We start from the raw sequence: 21704 nt of genomic DNA, 5'->3' as shown, positions 1-21704 counted from the left end.
TCAGGCCTGCCCACCCTGGGCGACCAGATTCCATTTTATACCGTTTATATGACGCCCGAATGAAAACCGAAAGTCATTTTGCAGTAAAGTATGATGTTTATCATAGGTTGTTCGCACACTCCACTCTTTCACCGATCATTATCTTGGCTTCGACAGATGTACGAAATTATTTACGGTTTTGGATTTTTATTTTTACAAACGCATTGACCAAACCTTATTCCTGCTACAAAATAGCCAAAATCTAGCGAATATGGCAGTTATTAGCGTTCATTATTCGCACAACGCACTATGCAACCACAACAACTGTATAAGAATATTTACACTATGATGAAATCAAAGCTTTTTGGCAGTACTTTGATTATCGCCGGCACCACGATTGGAGCCGGGATGCTGGCTCTGCCGCTGGCATCGGCTGGAATCGGTTTTTCAACCTCTCTGATGATCATGTTCGCCCTGTGGGCCCTGATGGCATTTACCGCCTTGCTGATGGTGGAAATTCACCAATATGCAGATAAAAGTGCTACGCTTCACACCCTGGCCAAACAGATCCTCGGTACCAAAGGTAAATGGATCGCCACGTTCGCTATGCTGTTCCTTTTCTACGCACTTTGCGCAGCATACATTGCCGGGGGCGGCGCACAGTTTAGCAGCCGAATCTCAGAGCTGGCTGGTATCCAGGTTAGCGGCACGGCAGGTACGCTGCTGTTTACTCTGCTTGTTGCAGCCGTTGTAACCATTGGCACTGGCACGGTCGACAAAGTAAACCGCCTGCTATTTACCGGTAAAATGGTGACTATGGTGATGGTACTGAGCTTTCTGGCACCGAATGTTTCGGAATCTTACCTGCTGAGCATGCCGCTGGGACAAGGTCTGGTGATCGCGTCAATTCCGGTTATTTTCACCTCATTCGGTTTTCACGGCAGTATTCCGGCCATCGTCAACTACCTGGATGGGCACACACCATCATTGCGCAAAGCGATCGTGGTGGGGTCAGCCATCCCACTGCTCATTTACGTCTTCTGGCAAATCGTGACTCTGGGTGTGGTCAGCCAACCTGATTTGGTCGAAAACGCTGGCCTGAGTGCTCTGATTGGTACTCTGGCGCAGACAGTTCATCAATCGAATCTGAGCAGCGTTATCGGGGTATTTGCTGATTTGGCTCTGCTGACTTCTTTCCTTGGTGTGAGTCTGGGCCTGTTTGAATTCATGGGCGACTCCATCAATAAGAAAAGTGCGTACAAAAGTGGCACGATCAAGCGCGTTACCGCCGCTCTGATCACCTTTATTCCGCCGCTGATGTTCGCGCTGTTTTACCCGCAGGGTTTTATCATGGCTCTGGGTTACGCAGCTATCGCGCTGGCAGTTCTGGCGATTTTCCTGCCACTGAGCATGGTCGTGCGCGTTCGCCGTCAAACCTCGGATCAAGAGTATTACCAGGTCATGGGTGGCACTCCAGCTCTAATGCTGACAGGCGTCGTCGGCGTTGTGATCATTGGGGCGCAGCTGATGATCACCTTCGGAATCTTGCCTGCACTTGGCTGAACCATTTCACAAGTTTTTCATCGTTCACTCTGAACGATGAAAAACACCACAAAGGGTGACCTATGCAGGCCACCTTTTTTTATACGCCAATAAATATGACATAAGTCTCAATTATGACATTTCAATAACATACATTGCATGAATTTATGCAATGAACCGCAAGTTAACAGGTACGATGTGCAGAGTTTAAGCGTACTTTCATCTGCATCGGAGTAACCATGAAAGAAGTTCAATTCAGGACGATTGACCGCGTGTTTATCAAGATGTCCATCAACGACAAAATGTGGGTCATCTTTGCCCTGTTTATCGCTGCCATATCCAGCCTGGCCGCTCTGCGTTATGTTGACACTCTCGACCAATTCGAAACCCAATCGAAACAGGCGGTTGAATATAAATTACAGGGTATGCTGAGTCACGGTGACGTGAATACGCTGCCGGGTTTACAAAGCCGCAGTACATTGTCCCCAACCTCATACTTAAGCGGTAAAGTGACCGCTACGGCGCAAGCGCAAAACGGTGGTATTTTCGCATTGTCAGAAGACTTTTCTGCTCAGGAAGCGGCAACCCGCTCTGCTGCAATGACCTCTTTTGCTCTGACTTATCTGTGGGCCATCCCGTTTGCGATATTTACTTATTGGGTGGCAACGTTTATCGGCGGGGCGCTGTGGGTGCTTTACACCACCACGCTTAAGATTGCGGACGGTGATTTGACTTCTCGCCTGGGCTTTTATCCGGGACGTGATGAATTCGGCACCATTGGCTGCGCACTCGATAACGCGATGGATACCCTGACCGATCTGGTGGTGACGGTAAAGGGCAACTCAGCAACTCTGCGTGAGAGTTCGACTGCTTTTGCCCGTGAGATGAAAGAGAGTGAATCCCAGATCCACCAGCAATACGCCTCCCTCGATTCTGCAGCCACGGCGATGGAAGAAATGACCGCTTCTGCTCAGGAGGTGTCGGGGATTTCACAGCAAGCGACACAACAGGCTGAGCAAGACGCACTGCAGGTCGATAGCAGCCGCCAACGTGTCGAGCAGGCCATTAATGAAATCAACCAACTATCACATTTCATTTCGCAGACTTCCTCTTCGGTGACCACGCTGAACGAAAACGCGATTCAGATTAACGAAGTCATCACTGCGATTAATGCGATTTCAGAACAGACCAACCTGCTGGCGCTGAATGCGGCCATTGAAGCGGCGCGCGCCGGTGAGCAAGGACGTGGCTTTGCCGTCGTTGCGGACGAAGTCCGCACGCTGGCAGGACGCACGCAAAAGGCGACGGTTGAAATTCAGTCGATGATAGAAAAACTGCAGGCTGAAAGCAGAAACATCGCCGATATGACGCAGCAAACCGTCTCCCAGGCGCAAAGCAGCAGTGATCTGGTCGCAGATATCGGCCAGGATATCAACCAGATTGCCGATTCGGCCCAACGCATTAATGATATGAGTATTCAAATCTCGACTTCAGCTGAAGAGCAGAGTTCGGTTGCCAATGGCATCGCCGCAGAACTGAGTGATATCCGCAGCCAGTCCAACGCGATCCGCAGCGTAGCGCAGCAGTCGTCAGCCGGTATTGCCAGCATCGCTCAGGCAACCGAAAACCTGAGTAAAATCCTGGCTCGTTATCACACCAACTGATGAGCATGCTGCGAATGGTTCGGTAATGGCTGGCCCACAAGCGGCACCTCTGCTTATGTTAGATACAGTCTGACAAAAAAGCCGGTCAGTTCAGTGAACTGACCGGCTTTTTATTACCACTCGGATAAAAGCACCAAATTATGCGTCCGGATAGCCCTGCGGGTTCGCTGACTGCCAGCGCCAGGTGTCGGTGGTCATCTCTTCCAGGCTACGTTTAGCCTGCCAGCCCAACTCCTGCTGCGCCTTGGTTGGGTCAGCCCAACACTCCGCAATATCACCCGGGCGACGTGCAACCAATTGATAAGGAACGGGCTTTTGCGATGCCTGTTCAAAGGCTTTCACCATCTCCAGCACACTGTAACCATTACCCGTGCCCAGATTATAAATATGCAGACCGGCTTTTGCGCCAACCCGTTGCAGTGCGGCGATATGACCATCAGCCAAATCCATCACATGGATATAGTCACGGACACCAGTGCCATCTTTAGTTGGATAATCGCTGCCAAATACCGACAAGAATTCACGCCGTCCAACTGCAACCTGGGACACAAATGGCATCAGATTGTTGGGAATACCTTGCGGGTCTTCACCCAGTTCACCTGACGGATGAGAGCCGACCGGGTTAAAGTAACGCAGCAGCGTAATGCTCCAGTCCGGGTTCGCAGCCTGAAAATCCGTCAGACACTCTTCCACCATCAGTTTACTGCGCCCATAGGGGTTGGTCGCGCTGGTCGGAAAATCTTCCGTAATTGGCACGCTGGCCGGATCGCCATACACGGTAGCAGAAGAGCTGAAAACCAGAGATTTCACGCCGGCTTCACGCATTGCATCCACCAGTACCAGGGTGCCGTTAACATTATTATCATAGTATTCCAACGGCTTTTGTACCGATTCACCGACCGCCTTCAATCCGGCAAAGTGAATAACCGATTCAATCTGGTGGTGTTGCATCAGTTCAACCAGCAACGCTTTGTCGCGAATGTCGCCCTGCACAAACTGCGGCTGCACACCGGTCACTTTTTCAATTCGTGCCAGAACGCTCGATTTGCTGTTGTACAGGTTATCGAGAATGACCGGCGTCATTCCCGCTTCTATCATCTGAATACAGGTGTGGCTACCTATGTACCCCATCCCGCCTGTTACTAAAACCTTCATCACTAGCCTCCTTTGCGTTTGCGCATATTGTAGCGACATTAGTTACTGAGATCATTTAACAATCTGCGATTTTTACCCAAAGCGGGGCAAGTCAAGCCAAACTCTGCCACCACAAGCAATAAGCGCGATGATGCTACTCAGCTGATTTGGCAGCACTGTTTTTGTGACCGCCGGAGGAAGCTGCCTGACATTGTGTCAATCCAATATTCATTCAATGTTGCTGATCTTGACTAAAAAAATGTAGACAAAGCCTGAAGAAACAGCACACTAGAATCTATCGCTCTTTTAGCCTCAGATGCTAAGCCAGCCATCGCCAGGCAAAAACTCCGCCAGAGCTGCATCACTCCAGGCAAAATTGCCTAAGCTGATTAGGTGGCGCATAGAAAAGAGTATGCACAAACTGTGAACAAGCAAAGACAGCAAGCATAAAACGAGCAATGCGTATAATGCTGTGCTCTGTAAAATTCATCCTTTAACCCTCAAGGACAGTAAACCGGTGACGAAACGAACAATCAAACTCAATTGTGATATGGGCGAGAGCTTCGGAGCCTGGACTATGGGGGCCGATGACCAGGTAATGCCTTATGTGGATATGGCCAATATTGCCTGCGGCTTTCATGCCTCAGATCCGCATGTGATGAGCAAAACTATCGATCTCGCGTTACAGCACGATGTCATGATCGGTGCCCATCCCGGCTATCCGGATTTACAAGGTTTCGGGCGCCGTTCCATGGCCTTTAATGAAGAAGAAATCTGCGAACTGCTGATCTATCAGATTGGAGCTTTGAAAGCACTGTGTGAGAGCAAAAATGCCGAGCTTGGTTATGTCAAACCACATGGCGCGCTTTACAACGACATGATGCGCGACCAAAGCATTTTTCGCGCCGTAGTCGATGCCGTGTCCTGCTTTAATCTGCCGCTGATGATCTTGGCTTCATCCAATAACCAGGACTATCTGGATATTGCCGACCGTTACGATGTCCCGCTGCTGTTTGAAGCCTTCGCAGACCGGACTTATTTAGCAAACGGGACACTGACTCCCCGTTCAATGCCTAATGCCGTGCTGAAAAATGAAGATGACATCCTCGGTCAGGTACAGCAGATCGCCCATTACGGCAAGGTAACCAGCGCCGACGGTTTTGTCGTTCCGATTGAAGCAGACACAATATGTGTGCACGGCGATAACGATGAGGCCATTGGCTTGATAGCCAGAATTCGGGATCTGTTATAAGCCGGGTCATCAAACGAAAAAGGATTTTCAATTGCAACTCAACTATTCCATTGAACCGGTCGCCGAAAGCAGCCTGCTGATTCGTTTTGGTAACGAATCCAGTGCCGCGCTTTCGCTGGTGATCGGCGACATCGCCAGACGAATCCGTTTGGCGCTGGGTGACTACATCATGAACGTCACCCCATCTTACACAACCATCTTAATCGACTATCTACCCTACCGTATCGCCAGCAAACACTTTTTAAAAAGAGTGATTGTCTGTATCGATAAAGCGGTTAGCCAGGAAAACAGCCTCGGGGAGATCGTCGAGCTGCCCGTGTACTACCATCCGGACGTCGGCCCCGATCTTGCCCTTTATCAGCAGCAGGGGCTGGAACTTGAGCAAGTGATTACCCTGCATACCGAGCCTACATATACCGTGGGAGCCATTGGCTTTGCGCCTGGTTTCGCCTTTATGACCGAAGTAGCAGCGCCTTTGCGCCGCTCGCGCCATTCCTCACCTCGCCTCAGCTTACCCAAAGGCAGTGTTGCCATCGCGGAACATCAGACCGCGGTCTATCCGAATGCCTCCCCCGGTGGCTGGAACATCATCGGCAACTGCCCGCAGCCACTGTTTACACCCGACCACTCACCTATGGTGCTTTGGGAAATCGGAACCCGGGTCAAATTTCGCGCCATCAGCCGCGAAGAGTTTCTCGATCTGGGGGGAGAAATTAGCCCAGAACAATTTCAGTGGGGACGCACATCATGAGCGGTTTTATCACAGCCATTAAACCCGGCCAGCTCAGCCTGATTCAGGACTTTGGCCGCTTTGGTCTCAGTCACCTTGGCATTACTCAATCCGGTCCGGTAGACGATTACGCTTACAGCTGGGCCAATCACCTGCTTGGCAATCCGGTCAATGTTCCGGTTCTGGAAATCACCCTGGGACAAGCGGAATTTAAAATCGGTCATGCTTGCCAGCTCGCCATCACTGGCGGTGATCTGGCTGCAACGCTGGATGGCGTACCGCTGACAAACTGGTGTACGTTCAGCGCACGTAAAGGTCAGCGTATCAAGTTTGCCTTGCCGAAAAACGGCCTGCGCGCCTATCTGGCGGTACGCGGCGGTTTTCATGTCGAGCCTCACCTGGGCAGCGTTGCTACCGTCACCAAAGAGAGCTTGGGCGGATTACATCACAATGGTCAGCCACTGCAGGCTGGCGATAAACTGCATTTCGCCCCCCATACGCTGGATAATAAACCGTTGCAGATGACGTTTCGCCTTAAACCGGATTACAATCTGCCACTGCGCCTGCGGGTGATTGAAAGTTACCAGAATGAGACCTTCAGTGACGCGGCGCGCCATACCTTTTTCACCCGTACTTTCACTGTGAGTCAGCATGCCGATCGTATGGGATATCGTCTTACCGGCCCGGCTGTCACGCCACCACAAGAGCCGATTTTATCAGAAGGTATCGCTCTGGGCTCGGTGCAAATCCCGCCGGACGGCCAGCCGATCGTGTTACTCAACGACCGCCAAACCATCGGGGGGTATCCGAAAATCGGATGTGTCGCGAAGATCGATTTACCGAGACTGGCTCAGGCCAAACCCGGCCAGAGCGTACGTTTTGTCAAAGGTGATTTGGAAGGCTTACAGGAAGTATGGTGCCAGTGGGCGCGCTTTTTCGGCTATTAGTCTTTTCGACAACTCTTTAATAGCAGTCGTGCTCCTACGGGTTCCCGTCCACGACAGAGAACAAAAAAGCCCTGAATAATCAGGGCTTTTTTCCATGCAAACCAATTTAACGACTGATTAAGCACTACCAACAACCTTAGCCAGCGCGCGCGGATAACCGCGTTCATCAGCCAGTTGGAGAGCTTTCCGTTCAACCTGCTCAGCCGTCAGTCTCATACTGACCGGATGCAAATCTTCAATCGAACCAGTCTGATTCGCCTTCACTAAATTCCAGGTTGCAACGATTTTCTCTGCCGCTTCTAACGCAGAAGAGCCTTTCACGACCTCGATACGCGCGTAATGCTGGCCGGCAAAGGTCACATCCGCAGCACGCAGTGTGGCATCATCACCCGGAATTTGCTGCGCGCCAAACAGAGGCTTACCGCCCACTTCCGCACGAGCGAAGTCAGGAATAAACTGACTCATATGTACAATCGCACGCTGAGTCCGTTCCTGAGTCGCTTCCGGCTGCCAGCCGCGGGTAATTTTGTTTTCCAGATGTTGAGGTAATTCTGGCTGGGAAGAGGTTTCGTTTGAGGCAACCAGACCGTCATCGAACAAGGTAATGCCCTGTGTCATGCCATGCAGCTGGAACACACCATCGGCGTATGGCGTCAGCTGAGCCATCCCCTGCGGCGTGCCACGCGGGCCATGGAAGATAACTTCCGGCCAGGCCTGCTGACATTGCGGCCACTGAGTGACATAAGCAGCCTTAAACTCAACCAGACGCTGACGCTGCTGACGCGCCATATCGTCCAGCTTACCTGTTTCGAAACCACAGGCATTGACCAGATAATCGCAGGCCGCATAGCGGGTTTTGCCCTGCTCATCCAGATAGGTCAGTTGCCATTGATTGTCGACAAAATCGCACGCTACCAGAGTTGAACGGGCCAGTACCCGGCAGTTTGGCAGCGCCTCGAGTACCAACTCCGCGCTGGCAGCAAGACGAAAAACACTCCAGCCATACTCCTGTACTGCGATCACCGGATATTTAAGCGTATCCAGATCGGTGTGCTGGGCAAACGGGATCAGCCACTCTTCAATCGTACCCGGTTGCTCGGGTTGAGTCAGCTTGGCAAGGCGATCAAGATCCTCGCGCATAAATGTCTGATAGTACTCGGCCGGAGAACCCAGTACCCGATTGCGTTCATCTTCATCCACCAGTTGTTGATAAGCGCGTTGAATCACTCCCAGACGCGGCAGGATATCATCCGGCACACCGGGATCAGAATGCGGCACGGCTATCACGGTAGGACGTTTATTGAGCGTATGCGGATAAAGGCGCACGGTATCTATCGACTGACGCAACAGTTCAATGCACTGCTGTAAAGAGATCTCTCGATACAGGTTGCCACCAGCATGTAAGTGACAGATAGGCGGACCGTTGACCAGCCCCGGACCTTTTTCCATCAGCAATACATCAAGCCCTAGCTCGCTCATATGTACTGCTGCGGTAGCCCCCGCAACACCACCACCGATAATGGCAACGCTGGGTGACACGCTATTTTCGGATACTTGTAACATTTCACTGCCGATTGTCATTCATTCACTGCTTATTCTAATGGTTGTAAAACGCTATGAAAATCACATTTTTTACGCGGTCTTAGCACGTAAAAACAATACCTTTCATAACCACCTCCCATTGTATGTGCATTTAGGCGCTTAGATCACTTCATGAACAAATCAAGACAAAAAAATGAAAAAAAATGCTTGACTGATAATTGCGAAAAACCAATTTTCACCCCCTTGTGTATAACGCATTGGCGGGATCCTCCGGCCCACAAGGCTGGCACGAAAAGACCAGTTATTAACAGGTCGAGTTATCCCAAACTTTATCCACTGTTTTTGTGGATAACTCACCTGTTCAGCTGATTCGGTTTTAATTAAACGCTTTATTTATAGGGACTAACAGCCGCTTGATCAGACTGCTGACCACCAGCGCCAATGTGCAAAACGTGATAACCGGAAGCATCAGCCAAAGCATAAAATGCACCGACGGCGTCAGCTCAAAGCCAAATTTCATCACACTGGCGACGACAATGTCGGCGCTGAGGCTGGCAACCAGACCGGCAATCAGCGCCATCAGGCCATATTCAGCCCAAATGGTACGTGTAACCCGCCTGCGACTGGCCCCTAGTGTGCGATAAAGCTGAATCTCCTGCTGGCGCTGACTCAAACTGAGCCGCAAGAGCGTGAAGATCAACAGGATCCCCGCCACAACCCCCAACGCTGCCAACACGGTAATCGACCAAACGATCTGAGTCAGCAAATCCTGTATCTTGGCCCCCATAGAGCGAATATCAAGCAGACTGACCGTTGGATGGCTACGTGACAGCTGGTTGAGTAGTGGGTCATTTTTTGCTTCCACCCGAAAACTGACTAGCCAGCTGCCGGCAATGTCACGCATTACATCCGGCGTGAAGATAAAATAGAAGTTGGGCTTCATATCGCGCCACTCCACATGGCGAATGGTATTCACCACCGCATCAAACCGCTGACTGTTAATAACAAACGTCAGGGTATCCCCGATCTTAAGTCCCAGATCGCGCGCCACATCCTCTTCAACCGAAACACCATTGGTCTTGGTCCACTGGCCGGACAGCACCTCATTGTACTCAGGCAGGCTGTCACCCCAGGTAAAGTTGAGCTCACGACGCAGTGCATCGGAACCTTCTTCGCCCTGAGTCTGCGCCTTGGCATCGGTGCCGTTAATTTCAGTCAGACGGCCACGAATGATAGGAAACGCCTGCGAACGTGCAATCCCAGCTTCATCCAGAGTCGCAAGATATGCATCCTTTTCATACTCGGCGATGTTAAGCGCAAACGCATTCGGCGCATCCGGTGGCAGAGTTCTGCGCCAGTCAGACAACAAATCAGTGCGCACCAGCCATATTACCGCCAACAACATCAGAGACAGAGCCAGAGCACCAAATTGGATCCCTGTCGCCGTGCCGGAGCGGTTAATACGGCTTAATGCCAGCTTCATTGAAGTATTGAGAGGTAGCCTGGCCAGCAGACGCGTAATCGCGATACTCAGCACCGCAAGGACGGCAAACAACACCACAATACCGGCCAGAACTATCCACACCAGACGGTTTTGCCAGTAAACCAATACCATCGGCACTAAGGGCACCAGAATCAGAGCGAGATTCCAGCGTTTACGGCTCTGCTTTTGGGCCGGTTGCATCACACTGACCGCGCTGACACTGAGCAAATGTCCGAGCGGGATACCCAACGCAGGCACCGCAATCAACACACTCGAAACCAGAGCCACCAGCGCCGGGGTAATCCCATAGCCTGGCAACGGATTAGGTAATAAATCCACCAGCGGAACCCGAAGCAGATATTCCAGACCGATACCAATCACAATGCCCATCACCGAAGCAAACGCGAGCAGCATCAGCACCTGCAGCGACAACCAGCGTCGAATCCAGTGTTTACTCGCCCCCAGACTTTTGAGCATTGCAATAGTGCGAATCCGGGTTGAGACATAGTGTTGACAAGTCAGCACCAGGGTCGTGGCCGCCATGATGATCACAATCGCCACCGTCAGCGACAAATATTGTTCCGTTCGTTCAAACACCTCATTAGTACGACTTGCGCTATTCTGGTCAAGCCAGCGATCACTGGGTGAGAGTTCGACGGCAGATTTGAGCTGTTCAACCTGCTGGGGCTCTGCATTGATAAATAAACTGAAACGGACCCGACTGCCCAGTTGCAAGGCGCCGGTGCGCCCGACATCCTGCTGATGAATAAAAGCAGATGGCATTTGCTGAAACGGGTTAAAGCTCAGGCCCGGCTCTTCAACAATGCGCCCGTTGACAATGAAGTCCGCGTCACCCACCGTAATCTGATCGCCAATCTCAACGCCAAGCTGAGAGAAAATACGTTCATCAAGCCAGATTTGGCCTGGTTGAACCTGTGAATAAGTCTGCGTACCGTCTGACAGTTGCATTTCACCGCGCAGCGGATACTGGCTGTCCACCGCTTTAACCGTAATCAGCTGCATACTGTTGTCACTGAATGCCATAGTACGAAAACGGGTCATACTTGAGGTAGCAATGGCTTGCTGCTGCGTAAGCTGGGTTAAAGACTCCGGTATCGGGTTGGCCGACACAAACACGCTGTCGGCCGTGAGGGCATCTTTACCCTGTTTGACGACCACTTGCTCCATCCGGCTGGCCAAGGCTGTCAGAGCGAACACACAGGCAATGATCAGGGTCAGCGCGACCGAAATCGGCCACAACTGACCGTGGCGAATTTCGCTGAGGCTCCAGCGAATGAGACGGCGATTGAGCGCCGGGGCCGAGTCATGATTCATGTGCGTTCCTCCAACATTCCTGCCTGCATATGGAAACGACGCTGACAACGTGCCGCCAGTTTCGGGTCATGCGTCACCAGGATCAGTGTGGTGCCATGCTCACTATTGAGATCAAACAGCAGATCAATCACTTTCGCTGCAGTTTCCTGATCCAGGTTGCCGGTCGGCTCATCAGCAAACAGCACTTGCGGGCCAATCATAAACGCCCGTGCTAGGGCGACCCGCTGCTGCTCACCGCCGGATAACTGACCAGGCGAATGGTGAATACGATGTTCCAGCCCGACCGACGCGAGTAATGCCGTCGCACGTTCTTTGTCTTCTGCCTCGCCTTTGAGTAGGCAAGGCAGAGTGACATTTTCCAGCGCAGTCAGGCTGGGGATGAGAAGGAAACTTTGAAAAACAAACCCGACCGATTCACTGCGAATCGCGGCCCGCGCTTCGTCATCCAGGGCAGAAAGAGCCTGCCCGAGCAAGTGAACTTCTCCTCCACTCGGAGTGTCTAAGCCAGCAAGCAGGGTCATCAGCGTCGATTTACCCGCCCCCGAAGTACCGACAATAGCGACACTTTCTCCCTGATGAATCTGCAGATTCACTTCTTTAAGGATTGTTAATTGCTCCTGATTGGTGGAGACTACTTTGGATAATGATTGAGCTGAAATGACAGGTGTTTGCATGATTCGACGATTTTCCTTAATTCTGATTCTACTGTTTTCGGCCGGCGCAAACAGTCAAACCTTACTGGTTCTCGGTGACAGTTTGAGCGCGGGCTATCAAATGCCGATTGAGCAAGCCTGGCCCAGTCTACTCGGTGGTGCGCTCGAGGAAAAAGGCAAAAGTGTTTCAGTCATTAACGGCAGCATTTCCGGCGATACCACAGGCAATGGCCTGGCCCGTCTGCCCGCGCTGCTCAAGCAGCACCAACCCGACACTGTGCTGATTGAACTTGGTGCGAATGACGGCCTGCGCGGCTTTCCGCCTAATGTGGTTGAAAACAACCTGCGTGCCATGATTGACCAAATCAAAGCAACCGACAGCCAGGTTATCCTGATGCAGATCCGCATCCCGCCTAACTACGGTCAGCGCTACAGTAACGCGATTGCCCAGCTCTATCCGGCGTTATCGGATGAGAAATCCGTGCCTTTGATCCCTTTTTTCCTCGAACAAGTGATCGTCAAGCCAGACTGGATGATGAACGACGGCTTACATCCTAAGCCTGAAGCACAGCCCTGGATCGCTGGCTTTATGGCAGAACAGCTTTCTCCGTTGCTCTAGATAGCTCCTTTGACTGAAAGAGCCCTTGCCGAAATGTTTACTTAAGAGCGGTTGCACTTGCTCAAAATTAAACCAACATTATGTTTTTAAAACGAACAGTCATGAGCAACAGAACCGCACTTAAAAACCGAACCGCACTTAAAAACACAACAACAGGAGGCGGGCCGCACTCAATCTGCTTCCTGTTTTATTATAGCCAGCCTGGTGGTATCAGCGGCATCTGCTGTCAACGCTCAGCCTGCTAAGACTTTTAAAACCCGGCTACCGCTTTTAGAGCTTTGCTACCGCTTTTAAAAACCTGCTCCAGCTTTAAAAACATAGCGCGTTTTCACCCATTCTGGTTCAGAACCCATTCAATCCTGGATAGCGGTTGAAGAGGCGTTCTCTGAGTTAAAATCCCCCCTTTTAATGGTCTAGCTCAATAAACTTTACCCAGCTTTACGATAATGTAACGACTTACCCTACTTTAATTAAAAAGGTAATTCTCCATGCGCATTGAGCCTGTTATCCAGGGAGTGGTAGCTCGCACCGCTCATCCTTACGGTTGTGAACAAGCCGTATTACAACAAATTCAGTACGTTAAATCCGCAAAACCGATCACTGGCGGACCCAAACGGGTACTGATCCTTGGTGCTTCCTCTGGTTTTGGACTCGCAGCACGTATCGCGTTGACGTTTGGTGGTGCAAAAGCAGACACCATCGGGGTCTCTTTTGAACGCGGGCCTTCAGAAAAAGGCGTTGGCAGTGCAGGTTTTTATAACAACCTGTACTTTACTGAATACGCGGAACGGGAAGGTCGCACCGCCGTCAATATCAATGGCGATGTGTTTTCCGCCGACGTGCGCACTCAGGTCATCGAAGCGATCGAAACCTACTTTGAAGGTGAAGTGGATTTGGTGATTTACAGCATCGCCAGCGGTATGCGTCGTCGGCCAGGCAGTGATCAGTTTTGGCACTCAGCGATTAAGCCGATTGGCGAGCCGGTATCCGGTTCGACTATTTTGCTGGAAAACGATCAATGGGTGGATGCCACTCTGGAACCGGCCAGTCAGGAAGAAATCGACAGCACACTAAGGGTGATGGGCGGCGAAGACTGGGAAAGCTGGATTGATACCCTGATCAACAACGAATCTGTGGCTCCGGGTTGTAAAACCATCGCCTTCTCTTATGTCGGACCGGAAGTCACCCATCCAATTTACCTTGATGGTACGCTGGGCCGGGCTAAAGTCGACCTGCATCAGACCAGCCACTCTCTTAACCTGAAACTGGCCAATTTTGACGGCGCAGCGTATGCCACTGTGTGTAAAGCTCTGGTCACCAAAGCCAGTGTGTTTATTCCCGGACTCAGCCCTTATATTCTGGCCCTGTATCGGGTGATGAAAGCGAAACAGACCCACGAAGGGTGTATCGAACAGATGCAGCGCCTGTTCAGCGATAAGCTGTATGGTCAGAACAAGGTTCCGGTTGATAGCGAGCGTCTGGTGCGGATGGATGACTGGGAACTCAATCCTGATACCCAGGGAAAAGTCCGCCAACTGCTCAGCGAAATGAACGGACACAACTTCCAACAAATCGGCGATTATGCCGGTTTCAAAGCGGAGTTTCTGCGATTGAATGGTTTTGGATTTGACAACATTGATTACAGTGCCGATGTCGACTTAGAACCCTTTAAAGCATTTATCTAGTCTGCAGTGCCAGATTTATTTTAATTAACGTCAATATGTGAAGATCCCGACCCTTTGTCGGGACTTTTTTTGTCTATCCCCACCAGTTCTTCTTATACTCAAACCAGTAGCCGCATGATTACAGAGCTCGGAGCGCTCACTCTTTATCGACTTGCTAAGGATGGCGTTTATGTCGAAAGTAACCTCCCCAAAACCTTTGGTTTCAGACCAAATTCTCAATGGATGGCAGACTCTCATCAGTCAGTTGGCGGATTTTGCCAACGTATCACCCGCAATGATAACGCTCGGCCCATCGCTCAGTCATCACATATGCAGTTGCAGTAACAGCCGTAGCCTGGCCGATAACAGGGCCAGCAAAGAGAACAGAGTGAAGGCCGCAAGCCGTCAGACCGCCCACTTATCACCATCGGAAGAGGCGTCACATATGGCATGGTTTGCCTCCGGAGATACAAAACGGTCGGGCACCAATTACGCACCATCTGCCGTTCTGACGTTGTGCTGGCCTGACGGAGAAACGTTCGGGGCTATCTGTTTACCTGAATTATCCTGTTTACCTGAATTATCCTATCTATCCGAATTATCGGCGGCGAAGTTATTGCATGATGATAAAGAATCGTCTGATAACGCCACGCTGGCGTACAACCACTACTTGCAGCTACTGAATGGCTTGCGACGCACGATTGAAACTCACCTGCACAGCCTGTGGCAACAACACTCACTGCAGCGAGAAAACGAGGAGCTGCAAACGCGTTTACAAAGTCGTACCCAGGATCTTGCCGCACTCAATTATTCCCTCAATCAGGAAATCGATAAGCGCCAGGCCGCGGAGCAATTATTAGTACATCAACATTTGCACGATGCCGGCACCGGCTTTTTTAATCAGCAGGGGTTGGAAAATCAACTCGAGCGCCTCCTGGCGGCGGACATCAATGCAGAAATAGCAGTGTTGCATCTTGGTTTTGCCAATGGCCGTCACTTACAAGCGCGCTTTGGCTATCAGGCCTGGGAGCAGATTTTGCGCCTGTATGCCAGACACATTGAGTCGAAGCCGGAACTTAACCTGACCATCGCTCGCCCCAGTGCAACCGATCTGGTATTGCTGATCGCCTCTTCACATCTCAGCTATCATCTCAACACCTTGTGCCATCAACTGCTCAATCTGCACCAGTCGGAATGGGAGTGGCAGCATCAACGATTTCATCTGCATGCCTACGTCGGTATTGCTACCAGCCTCGACAGCCGTGATGTGCACGCCCTGCTTGAGCATGCGCATGGCGCCATGCTGGTGTGTAAAAACTCTGGCTATGGTTTTCACTACCACTCATCGGCGACAGAACAGACGTTCAGTCCGGGCAATGCATTCTCAGGCTCCCTGCAGCAGGCGCTGCAGGGGGACGAAATTGTCATGCTGTTTGCGCCTAAGGTACAACCCAAATCGCGCCTTTGGGTCGGCGCCCAACCACAGCTGCGCTGGAAACATCCGCAACTTGGTGACATCCGCCACGATAGCCTGATGCTGATTGCCAGACAAAACGGCCTGGGTGCCGAACTGGGTAACTTTATTCTGCGTCAGGCCATAGAGACAGCGAGTCGCTGGTATAGTCAGTTCAGCCAGTTGACCATCGCCATTCCGTTGTCAGCACAACAGATGGAAAATGGCCAGCTCGCCTGGCAAATCGAAGCGCTGCTTAATGCTCATGATCTATCCGCCATCCATATCGAACTGGAAATACCGGAGCACGCGCTACAGGGTGATGACGTCACCCTGCGCAATACGCTGAGCAGCCTGCACGATATGGGGATTCATCTGACCTTAAGCGAGTTTGGTTCCGGGCCTACCTCTTTTCATCAACTTAAAATGCTGCCTTTCGATGGCATTAAGCTCGATAAACACTTTATGCGCCAGCTCTCCTCAGATCGTGGTGACCCATCCACCCTGCGTTCCGTTATTCATATCGCCAAAAAACTCGGGCTGCAAATCGCTCTGGAAGGGATTGACCACTCGGATCAGGAGGCTTTTTTTAGCGCAGAGGGCTGTGATGTCGCTCAAGGCGCTTTGTATGCGCAGCCACTCACCGCCGAGGAGTTTGAACTGGTCATGTTTAATCAGCGTGAGTCGATTGCCAAATAAAATCTGCCCGCAGCGGACAACTTACAGGCGTGACGATGATTAAGCATCATCATGCCTTTACTCACAGGACACAGCTTCCTATAATCGCCCCCCTTTCTCTTTCTCAACGAGCGACCAAACGAGATGGATGTATTAACTGCTAATCTGAAAAAACTCGAAAAACAGAACTATCGGGCATATCAGCAAATTAAAGGCCAATATGATTTTGGTGATTTCACTCTGTACATCGACCATATTCAGTCTGATCCATATGCTTCTGCGTCTCGTTTGCGTGCCACCCGCGCCTGGTCACTGACCGGCCTGGAATGGCTGCGCGAAAAATCGGCGTCATACCAAATTGCCGCCCGTGACTTTATCGCGCGTACTTTCGCCGAACTGGCCAAACAAGAGAATGCACTGTCAATAGCTCTGACCGGTCAGACCGTGCTGGATAACACCGCCGTATTGTTTAACGATCAGGGCATCGAACTGCGTTTTCGCATGCACATGCCAGCTGAAGGCCGCAACATTCTCGCCAAGAAAGCACTCAATATTCTCACCTTCCACCTGCCAAAGTTCATTCGACGCGCCACACTGGAACGTGAACTGGACAAAGCAGCACTCATTCATCACTGTGAAGTCGTGGAAGATCAGGATGCGCTTCGCGCTCAACTTACCGAGCATGGCCTGGTCGCCTTTGTCGCCAATGGCAGTATCCTGCCCCGCGTTGCCGGTAACTGTGATTTACCAATGAAAGATGCGGTTGCGTTTAGCGCGCCGTCATCGCTGAGCGTGACACTTGATACACCAAACCAGGGTCCATTGACCGGATTGGGTATTCGTAAAGGCATTACCCTGATTGTGGGTGGTGGTTTTCACGGCAAATCAACGTTGCTGACTGCGCTGGAACGTGCGATTTACAACCATATCCCCGGCGATGGTCGTGAGCGTATCGTGACCGATGCCAATGCGGTTAAAATCCGCGCCGAAGACGGTCGCTGCGTACACAGCCTCAACCTGGCTAACTACATCAACCATCTGCCGATGGGTAAAAGCACGACAGATTTCAGCACTCAGGATGCGTCTGGTTCGACGTCACAAGCAGCCTGGCTGCAGGAATCAATTGAAGCTGGCGCAAGCACCCTACTGATTGACGAAGACACCTCAGCCACCAACTTTATGATTCGCGATGAACGTATGCAGGCGCTGGTCAGTAAAGGTGATGAGCCGATTACGCCATTAGTTGACCGCATCGGTCAGCTGCGCAATGACCTCGATATCTCAACTCTGATCGTAATGGGCGGCTCCGGCGATTATCTGGACGTGGCAGATAGCGTGATTCAGATGCACGACTACCAGGCCGTGGACGTAACCGAAAAAGCCCGTCAGGTGATTGCTCAGCACCCGAGCGAACGTCGTAATGAATCAGAAAGTCCACTAGCAACCTTTGCGCCACGCAGTTTGAATCGTGCCGCGCTGCAGAAAATTCTGGCTGATGGTAAATTCCGTGTCGCGGCGAAAGGGGTTGATTCACTGCGCTTTGGTAAAGAATTTGCGGATCTGACCGCACTGGATCAGCTTGAGTCATCCGCTCAGGTGCATGCTATCGGCTGGTTGTGGTTCCAACTGGCACAACTGCCAGGCTGGTCGAAGAACCCGGCCAAAGATATGGAAGCCATGCTGAGTGAGCAGTGGCACGTCGTGATGCCGAATCATGGCGATCTGGCGAAGCCACGTATTGTGGACGCGATGGCCGCACTAAACCGGATGCGTAAATCCCAGTTTAAAGCCTGTTAATTCTTTAATTCTAAGGCTCTGTTAACCCTCGCACATCCAGACTTATCGGAGCATTGTCAGAAGAACTGATACTGCAAAGAGCTTAAGTAACAAAGCAAAAAACATAAGGCTCGCGAAGTGAACATTCGCGAGCCTTTATTTATTGGCGCTTATATTGATTTGTGAGGCGATTCATCATCCTGACGCAGCACATTCCACGCCGCACACAAGACACGAAAACGCTCGGCATCACCGTTATCACGGTCCGGATGCCAGCGCAGGGCCAGTTTGCGCCAGGTCTTACGGATCTCAATCGCACTCGCATCGGCCTGCAGTTCAAACAGGCGCAGAGCGTCACTGCGTTCCAGACTTTGCAGATTATCGCCCCCCACAAAGCGGCGGTAACGGGTCCAGAACTCGTTAAGCAGGCGTTTAACCTCGCCCTCACTCGCTTCGTAATGCTCCCAACGGGTGTAGTAATCACGCAGGGGCTCTTCGGCATCAATCACATGGCTAGCATGCTGAAAATTCGCCATCAGAACAATGTCCATCGCCTCCACTTGCAGCCACTTTTTCGGGTAGAGGATTTCCTGCAACTGGTACAAGGCATTCATGATGAGAAAATTGCGTTTAAACAGATCCTTATCTGGTGCTTCATCCAGAACCGGAACCAGCTCCAACTCGCTGAGATGGGCCGCCAGAGTATGGACCTTCCAACCGGACGGTTGACGTTTCAGCACTTCCAAAATAGGCCATAGCAGCGGGTTTTCCATATAAGTCTGGAAGCCCGCACTCAGCGATTGTGTATCAGACATAATTAGCTCATTCAGCAAACTCTGCTTTAATTCAAATCTATACACTGCAATTTGTCGAGCAACCTCCGCTGACTGTGTGTCAGTTTTTGGACTCAGCTCTTTTTCTGATCAATCTCTGACACAAAAAAGCCAGCGTAATGCTGGCCTCAGATTGACTTTAGTAGGGTGGCTCGAGGTCAGATAACACCGAGCTCGCGCAGACGCTCCATCAAATAGCTGTGCGCCGTATAACGCTCAGACAGCACGACATCCGGCTTAGGATGCAGAAACAGCGGCAGTGAAATACGCGATTGAGTCTGGCGCTCACCGGTCGGATTAATAACGCGGTGTGTCGTGGACGGAAAGTAACCGCCGGACGCTTCCTGCAACATGTCACCGATATTGATGATCAGGTTACCAAAATCACAAGGCACATCGATCCATTCACCGTCACGGCCTTTCACCTGCAGGCCTGGCTCGTTCGAAGCCGGCAGCACTGTCAGCAGGTTGATGTCTTCATGCGCGGCAGCGCGAATCGCCCCCGGCTCCTCTGCACCACTCATTGGCGGGTAATGCAGCACGCGCAACAGTGTTTTCTCACTACTGCGGATCATTTCCGATAGCGCAACCGAAAAACGTTGTTGTACATCCGCCGGAGCATGCTCTTCCACCCAGGCCAGCAGAGTGGAAGCAAATTCATTCGCACGCTGGTAGTAATCAAGAATTTCGTCTTTCAGTTCTTGCGGAATCTGTCCCCACGGATAAACATGGAAGTATTCCTTGATGTCTTTAACGGTTTGACCCTTAGCGACCTCTGAAACCGATGGCGGAAAATAACCATCCTGGGTGTCGACATTAAACTGGAACTCATTCTTACGTTCTGAAGTAAAAAATTGATACCAGTTACGGTAGATAGACTCAACCAACTCTTTCGGGATCGGATGGTTTTTAAGAACTCCAAATCCGGTATTGCGCAGTGACTGTACGAACTGCTCCGGGGCATCTGGTGCCAGATAATCGATAGTTTCCAGTTTCATAACTTTACTTTTTGTTGTTTGCATCTGTGTGTAACGATAAGCGCGCGATTTTAAGAGCCACTGTGCTGTAAAGCAAACGTTAATCGGAACTTGCGCCTTAAATCGGGCAAGTTTGGGCGAATTTCGCTGTTTTCAAGCAAATTGGTTATTTTTGGCCCGGCTGATTATATATTGAACTTTAGCTGAGTTGAAAAAAGTTTACGCGACTCTGACCAAATTTCCAGCGCAGACAATTGTACAGTGTTCATTAAAATGGCACCATGATAACAGCTAACTAACAAGGATGATAAAAACAGATGAGTGACAGCCCTTCTTTCCCGAAAAGTTTAATTGGCCTCAGTCTGGCTTACGCCCTGGTGTTCCTGTTTTCTGCCATCGCGCCATCATCACGCTCAGTATGGATTGCGGAAATTGTCCCGGTGATGCTGATTCTGGCAGGGATATGGTGGACCTCCGCTCACCAAAGACTCAGTAAAACCGCCTACCTGCTGATGTTTGTCTGGCTGACCTTGCATACCATAGGAGCCAAATACACCTTTGCCGACGTACCGTTTGACTGGTTTAATCACCTAATCGGCTCAGAACGTAACAACTTTGATCGCGTTGCTCATTTTGCAATTGGCCTGTATGCCTACCCGATCGCCGAATATCTGATCCGCAAAAAACTGACCAACGCCTGGATTGCCGGCATGTTTGGCCTATTTTGTATTATGAGTATCGCTGCAGGTTATGAAATCATCGAATGGTGGTACGCGGACCTGGCCGGTGGAGAAGACGGCATTGCGTTTTTGGGTTCTCAAGGTGATATCTGGGATGCACAAAAAGACATGCTGTGCGATACCCTGGGCGCACTGACCGCCCTGTTGATCCTCAGCTGGCAATCGGCACGGCAGCCAAAACGTTTCGATTAAACCCGGCGCTGGCCTGGATGAAGCTGCTCAGCGGGGAGTGTTGTGCTCAATCCAGGCCAGGTAAGGGTGAAACCCTTCCACTATCGGTACCTGGACAATCTGCGGCACCTCATAGGAGTGCAGCGTTGCCAGTTCCCGCTCTAACTCGGCATAGCACGCTTTTCGGGTTTTGATCACCAGCAAGATTTCATCATCACAACACACCTCATCGTTCCACATATAGTGACTTTGAATCGGCATACTCTGCACGCAAGCAGCTAACTGCTTGGAAAGTAGGCTCTGGGTAATCTGCAGGGCATTTTCCTGACGATTGGTGGTGGTCAAAACGATACAAAATGCCTGGCTGTCCATAAATCCCTCCTTTATCGGTCGCTCTGTTATCTTGCCTGACGATCTGCTATCTTGAGAACGGATACTGACATAATATCAAGCATATACCGACTTGTTATCGTCTGTCCTACCATTCTTTCATTGTGAGATCTCCGTAAGGTTTAACCGTGAGATCCAGCTA

Annotated in this window: 17 protein-coding genes; 10 read left to right on the top strand and 7 right to left on the bottom strand. The window is 51.0% G+C overall.

Annotated features, from left to right (window positions below; all coding sequences use genetic code 11):
• Window positions 1–324: 324 nt before the first annotated feature.
• Complete coding sequence (locus E6C74_RS06870) at window positions 325–1542, top strand: aromatic amino acid transport family protein (RefSeq protein ID WP_136483943.1); 1218 nt, start codon at window positions 325–327, stop codon at window positions 1540–1542.
• 218 nt (window positions 1543–1760) lie between these two features.
• The gene (locus E6C74_RS06865) at window positions 1761–3185 is read left to right on the top strand and encodes a methyl-accepting chemotaxis protein (protein ID WP_136483942.1); all 1425 of its coding nucleotides are present in this window, start codon (window positions 1761–1763) and stop codon (window positions 3183–3185) included.
• 138 nt (window positions 3186–3323) lie between these two features.
• Here E6C74_RS06865 and galE read toward each other — a convergent pair whose 3' ends face one another.
• On the bottom strand, window positions 3324–4340 hold the full coding sequence (galE, locus tag E6C74_RS06860) for a UDP-glucose 4-epimerase GalE (RefSeq protein ID WP_136483941.1): 1017 nt from the start codon (window positions 4338–4340) through the stop codon (window positions 3324–3326).
• Between the two features lie 496 nt (window positions 4341–4836).
• Between galE and E6C74_RS06855 the strand changes: the two genes are divergently transcribed.
• Genes E6C74_RS06855 through E6C74_RS06845 form a run of 3 tightly spaced genes read left to right on the top strand, consistent with a single transcriptional unit; the run spans window position 4837 to window position 7248 of the window.
• Window positions 4837–5571, top strand: coding sequence for a 5-oxoprolinase subunit PxpA (locus E6C74_RS06855; protein ID WP_136483940.1), 735 nt, complete (start codon window positions 4837–4839; stop codon window positions 5569–5571).
• Window positions 5572–5602: 31 nt separating this feature from the next.
• Window positions 5603–6322: an allophanate hydrolase subunit 1 gene (locus tag E6C74_RS06850; protein WP_136483939.1), complete on the top strand. Its 720-nt coding sequence runs from the start codon at window positions 5603–5605 to the stop codon at window positions 6320–6322.
• Window positions 6319–7248 carry a biotin-dependent carboxyltransferase family protein gene (locus E6C74_RS06845; RefSeq protein WP_136483938.1) on the top strand — a complete coding sequence of 310 codons (930 nt, stop codon included), beginning with the start codon at window positions 6319–6321 and terminating at the stop codon, window positions 7246–7248. The genes E6C74_RS06850 and E6C74_RS06845 overlap by 4 nt, the downstream gene beginning before the upstream one ends.
• Before the next feature lie 117 nt (window positions 7249–7365).
• On the opposite strand, the gene E6C74_RS06840 is transcribed toward E6C74_RS06845, so the two are convergent.
• The 3 genes from E6C74_RS06840 to E6C74_RS06830 form a co-directional block, all read right to left on the bottom strand.
• Entirely contained in the window at window positions 7366–8829 is a 1464-nt protein-coding gene (locus tag E6C74_RS06840; RefSeq protein ID WP_136483937.1) for an FAD-dependent oxidoreductase, read from the bottom strand.
• Between the two features lie 337 nt (window positions 8830–9166).
• The gene (locus E6C74_RS06835) at window positions 9167–11608 is read right to left on the bottom strand and encodes an ABC transporter permease (protein WP_136483936.1); all 2442 of its coding nucleotides are present in this window, start codon (window positions 11606–11608) and stop codon (window positions 9167–9169) included.
• Window positions 11605–12282: an ABC transporter ATP-binding protein gene (locus tag E6C74_RS06830; RefSeq protein ID WP_136483935.1), complete on the bottom strand. Its 678-nt coding sequence runs from the start codon at window positions 12280–12282 to the stop codon at window positions 11605–11607. Before E6C74_RS06830 ends, E6C74_RS06835 begins: the two co-directional genes overlap by 4 nt.
• Here E6C74_RS06830 and tesA point away from each other — a divergent pair.
• The 4 genes from tesA (at window position 12281) to E6C74_RS06810 (ending at window position 18472) form a co-directional block, all read left to right on the top strand.
• Window positions 12281–12880, top strand: a complete 600-nt coding sequence (tesA, locus tag E6C74_RS06825) for a multifunctional acyl-CoA thioesterase I/protease I/lysophospholipase L1 (protein WP_136483934.1) — start codon at window positions 12281–12283, stop codon at window positions 12878–12880. The two genes, E6C74_RS06830 and tesA, sit on opposite strands and share 2 nt — an antisense overlap.
• A 488-nt stretch (window positions 12881–13368) precedes the next feature.
• Window positions 13369–14565, top strand: a complete 1197-nt coding sequence (gene fabV, locus E6C74_RS06820; RefSeq protein ID WP_136483933.1) for an enoyl-ACP reductase FabV — start codon at window positions 13369–13371, stop codon at window positions 14563–14565.
• 169 nt (window positions 14566–14734) lie between these two features.
• Entirely contained in the window at window positions 14735–16696 is a 1962-nt protein-coding gene (locus E6C74_RS06815) for a bifunctional diguanylate cyclase/phosphodiesterase (RefSeq protein ID WP_168796976.1), read from the top strand.
• A gap of 123 nt (window positions 16697–16819) precedes the next feature.
• Window positions 16820–18472 carry an ABC-ATPase domain-containing protein gene (locus E6C74_RS06810; RefSeq protein ID WP_136483931.1) on the top strand — a complete coding sequence of 551 codons (1653 nt, stop codon included), beginning with the start codon at window positions 16820–16822 and terminating at the stop codon, window positions 18470–18472.
• A 149-nt stretch (window positions 18473–18621) separates the two neighbouring features.
• On the opposite strand, the gene E6C74_RS06805 is transcribed toward E6C74_RS06810, so the two are convergent.
• Both E6C74_RS06805 and E6C74_RS06800 read right to left on the bottom strand, forming a co-directional pair.
• Window positions 18622–19266 (bottom strand): DNA-J related domain-containing protein, encoded by a 645-nt coding sequence (locus E6C74_RS06805; protein ID WP_136483930.1) that lies wholly within the window; start codon window positions 19264–19266, stop codon window positions 18622–18624.
• A 176-nt stretch (window positions 19267–19442) separates the two neighbouring features.
• On the bottom strand, window positions 19443–20282 hold the full coding sequence (locus tag E6C74_RS06800; RefSeq protein ID WP_136483929.1) for a 2OG-Fe(II) oxygenase family protein: 840 nt from the start codon (window positions 20280–20282) through the stop codon (window positions 19443–19445).
• Between the two features lie 296 nt (window positions 20283–20578).
• On the opposite strand from E6C74_RS06800, the gene E6C74_RS06795 reads away from it, so the two are divergent.
• The gene (locus tag E6C74_RS06795) at window positions 20579–21193 is read left to right on the top strand and encodes a DUF2238 domain-containing protein (protein ID WP_136483928.1); all 615 of its coding nucleotides are present in this window, start codon (window positions 20579–20581) and stop codon (window positions 21191–21193) included.
• A 27-nt stretch (window positions 21194–21220) separates the two neighbouring features.
• Here the strand turns inward: E6C74_RS06795 and cutA are convergent, their stop codons facing one another.
• Window positions 21221–21544 carry a divalent-cation tolerance protein CutA gene (gene cutA / locus E6C74_RS06790; RefSeq protein WP_136483927.1) on the bottom strand — a complete coding sequence of 108 codons (324 nt, stop codon included), beginning with the start codon at window positions 21542–21544 and terminating at the stop codon, window positions 21221–21223.
• Window positions 21545–21704: the final 160 nt, after the last annotated feature.

The sequence above is a fragment of the Vibrio sp. H11 genome (genome assembly GCF_004804295.1).
Classification (GTDB): domain Bacteria; phylum Pseudomonadota; class Gammaproteobacteria; order Enterobacterales; family Vibrionaceae; genus Vibrio; species Vibrio ostreae.
Note: the sequence above shows the minus strand (reverse complement) of the source record. Positions and strands in the feature narration are given on the sequence as shown.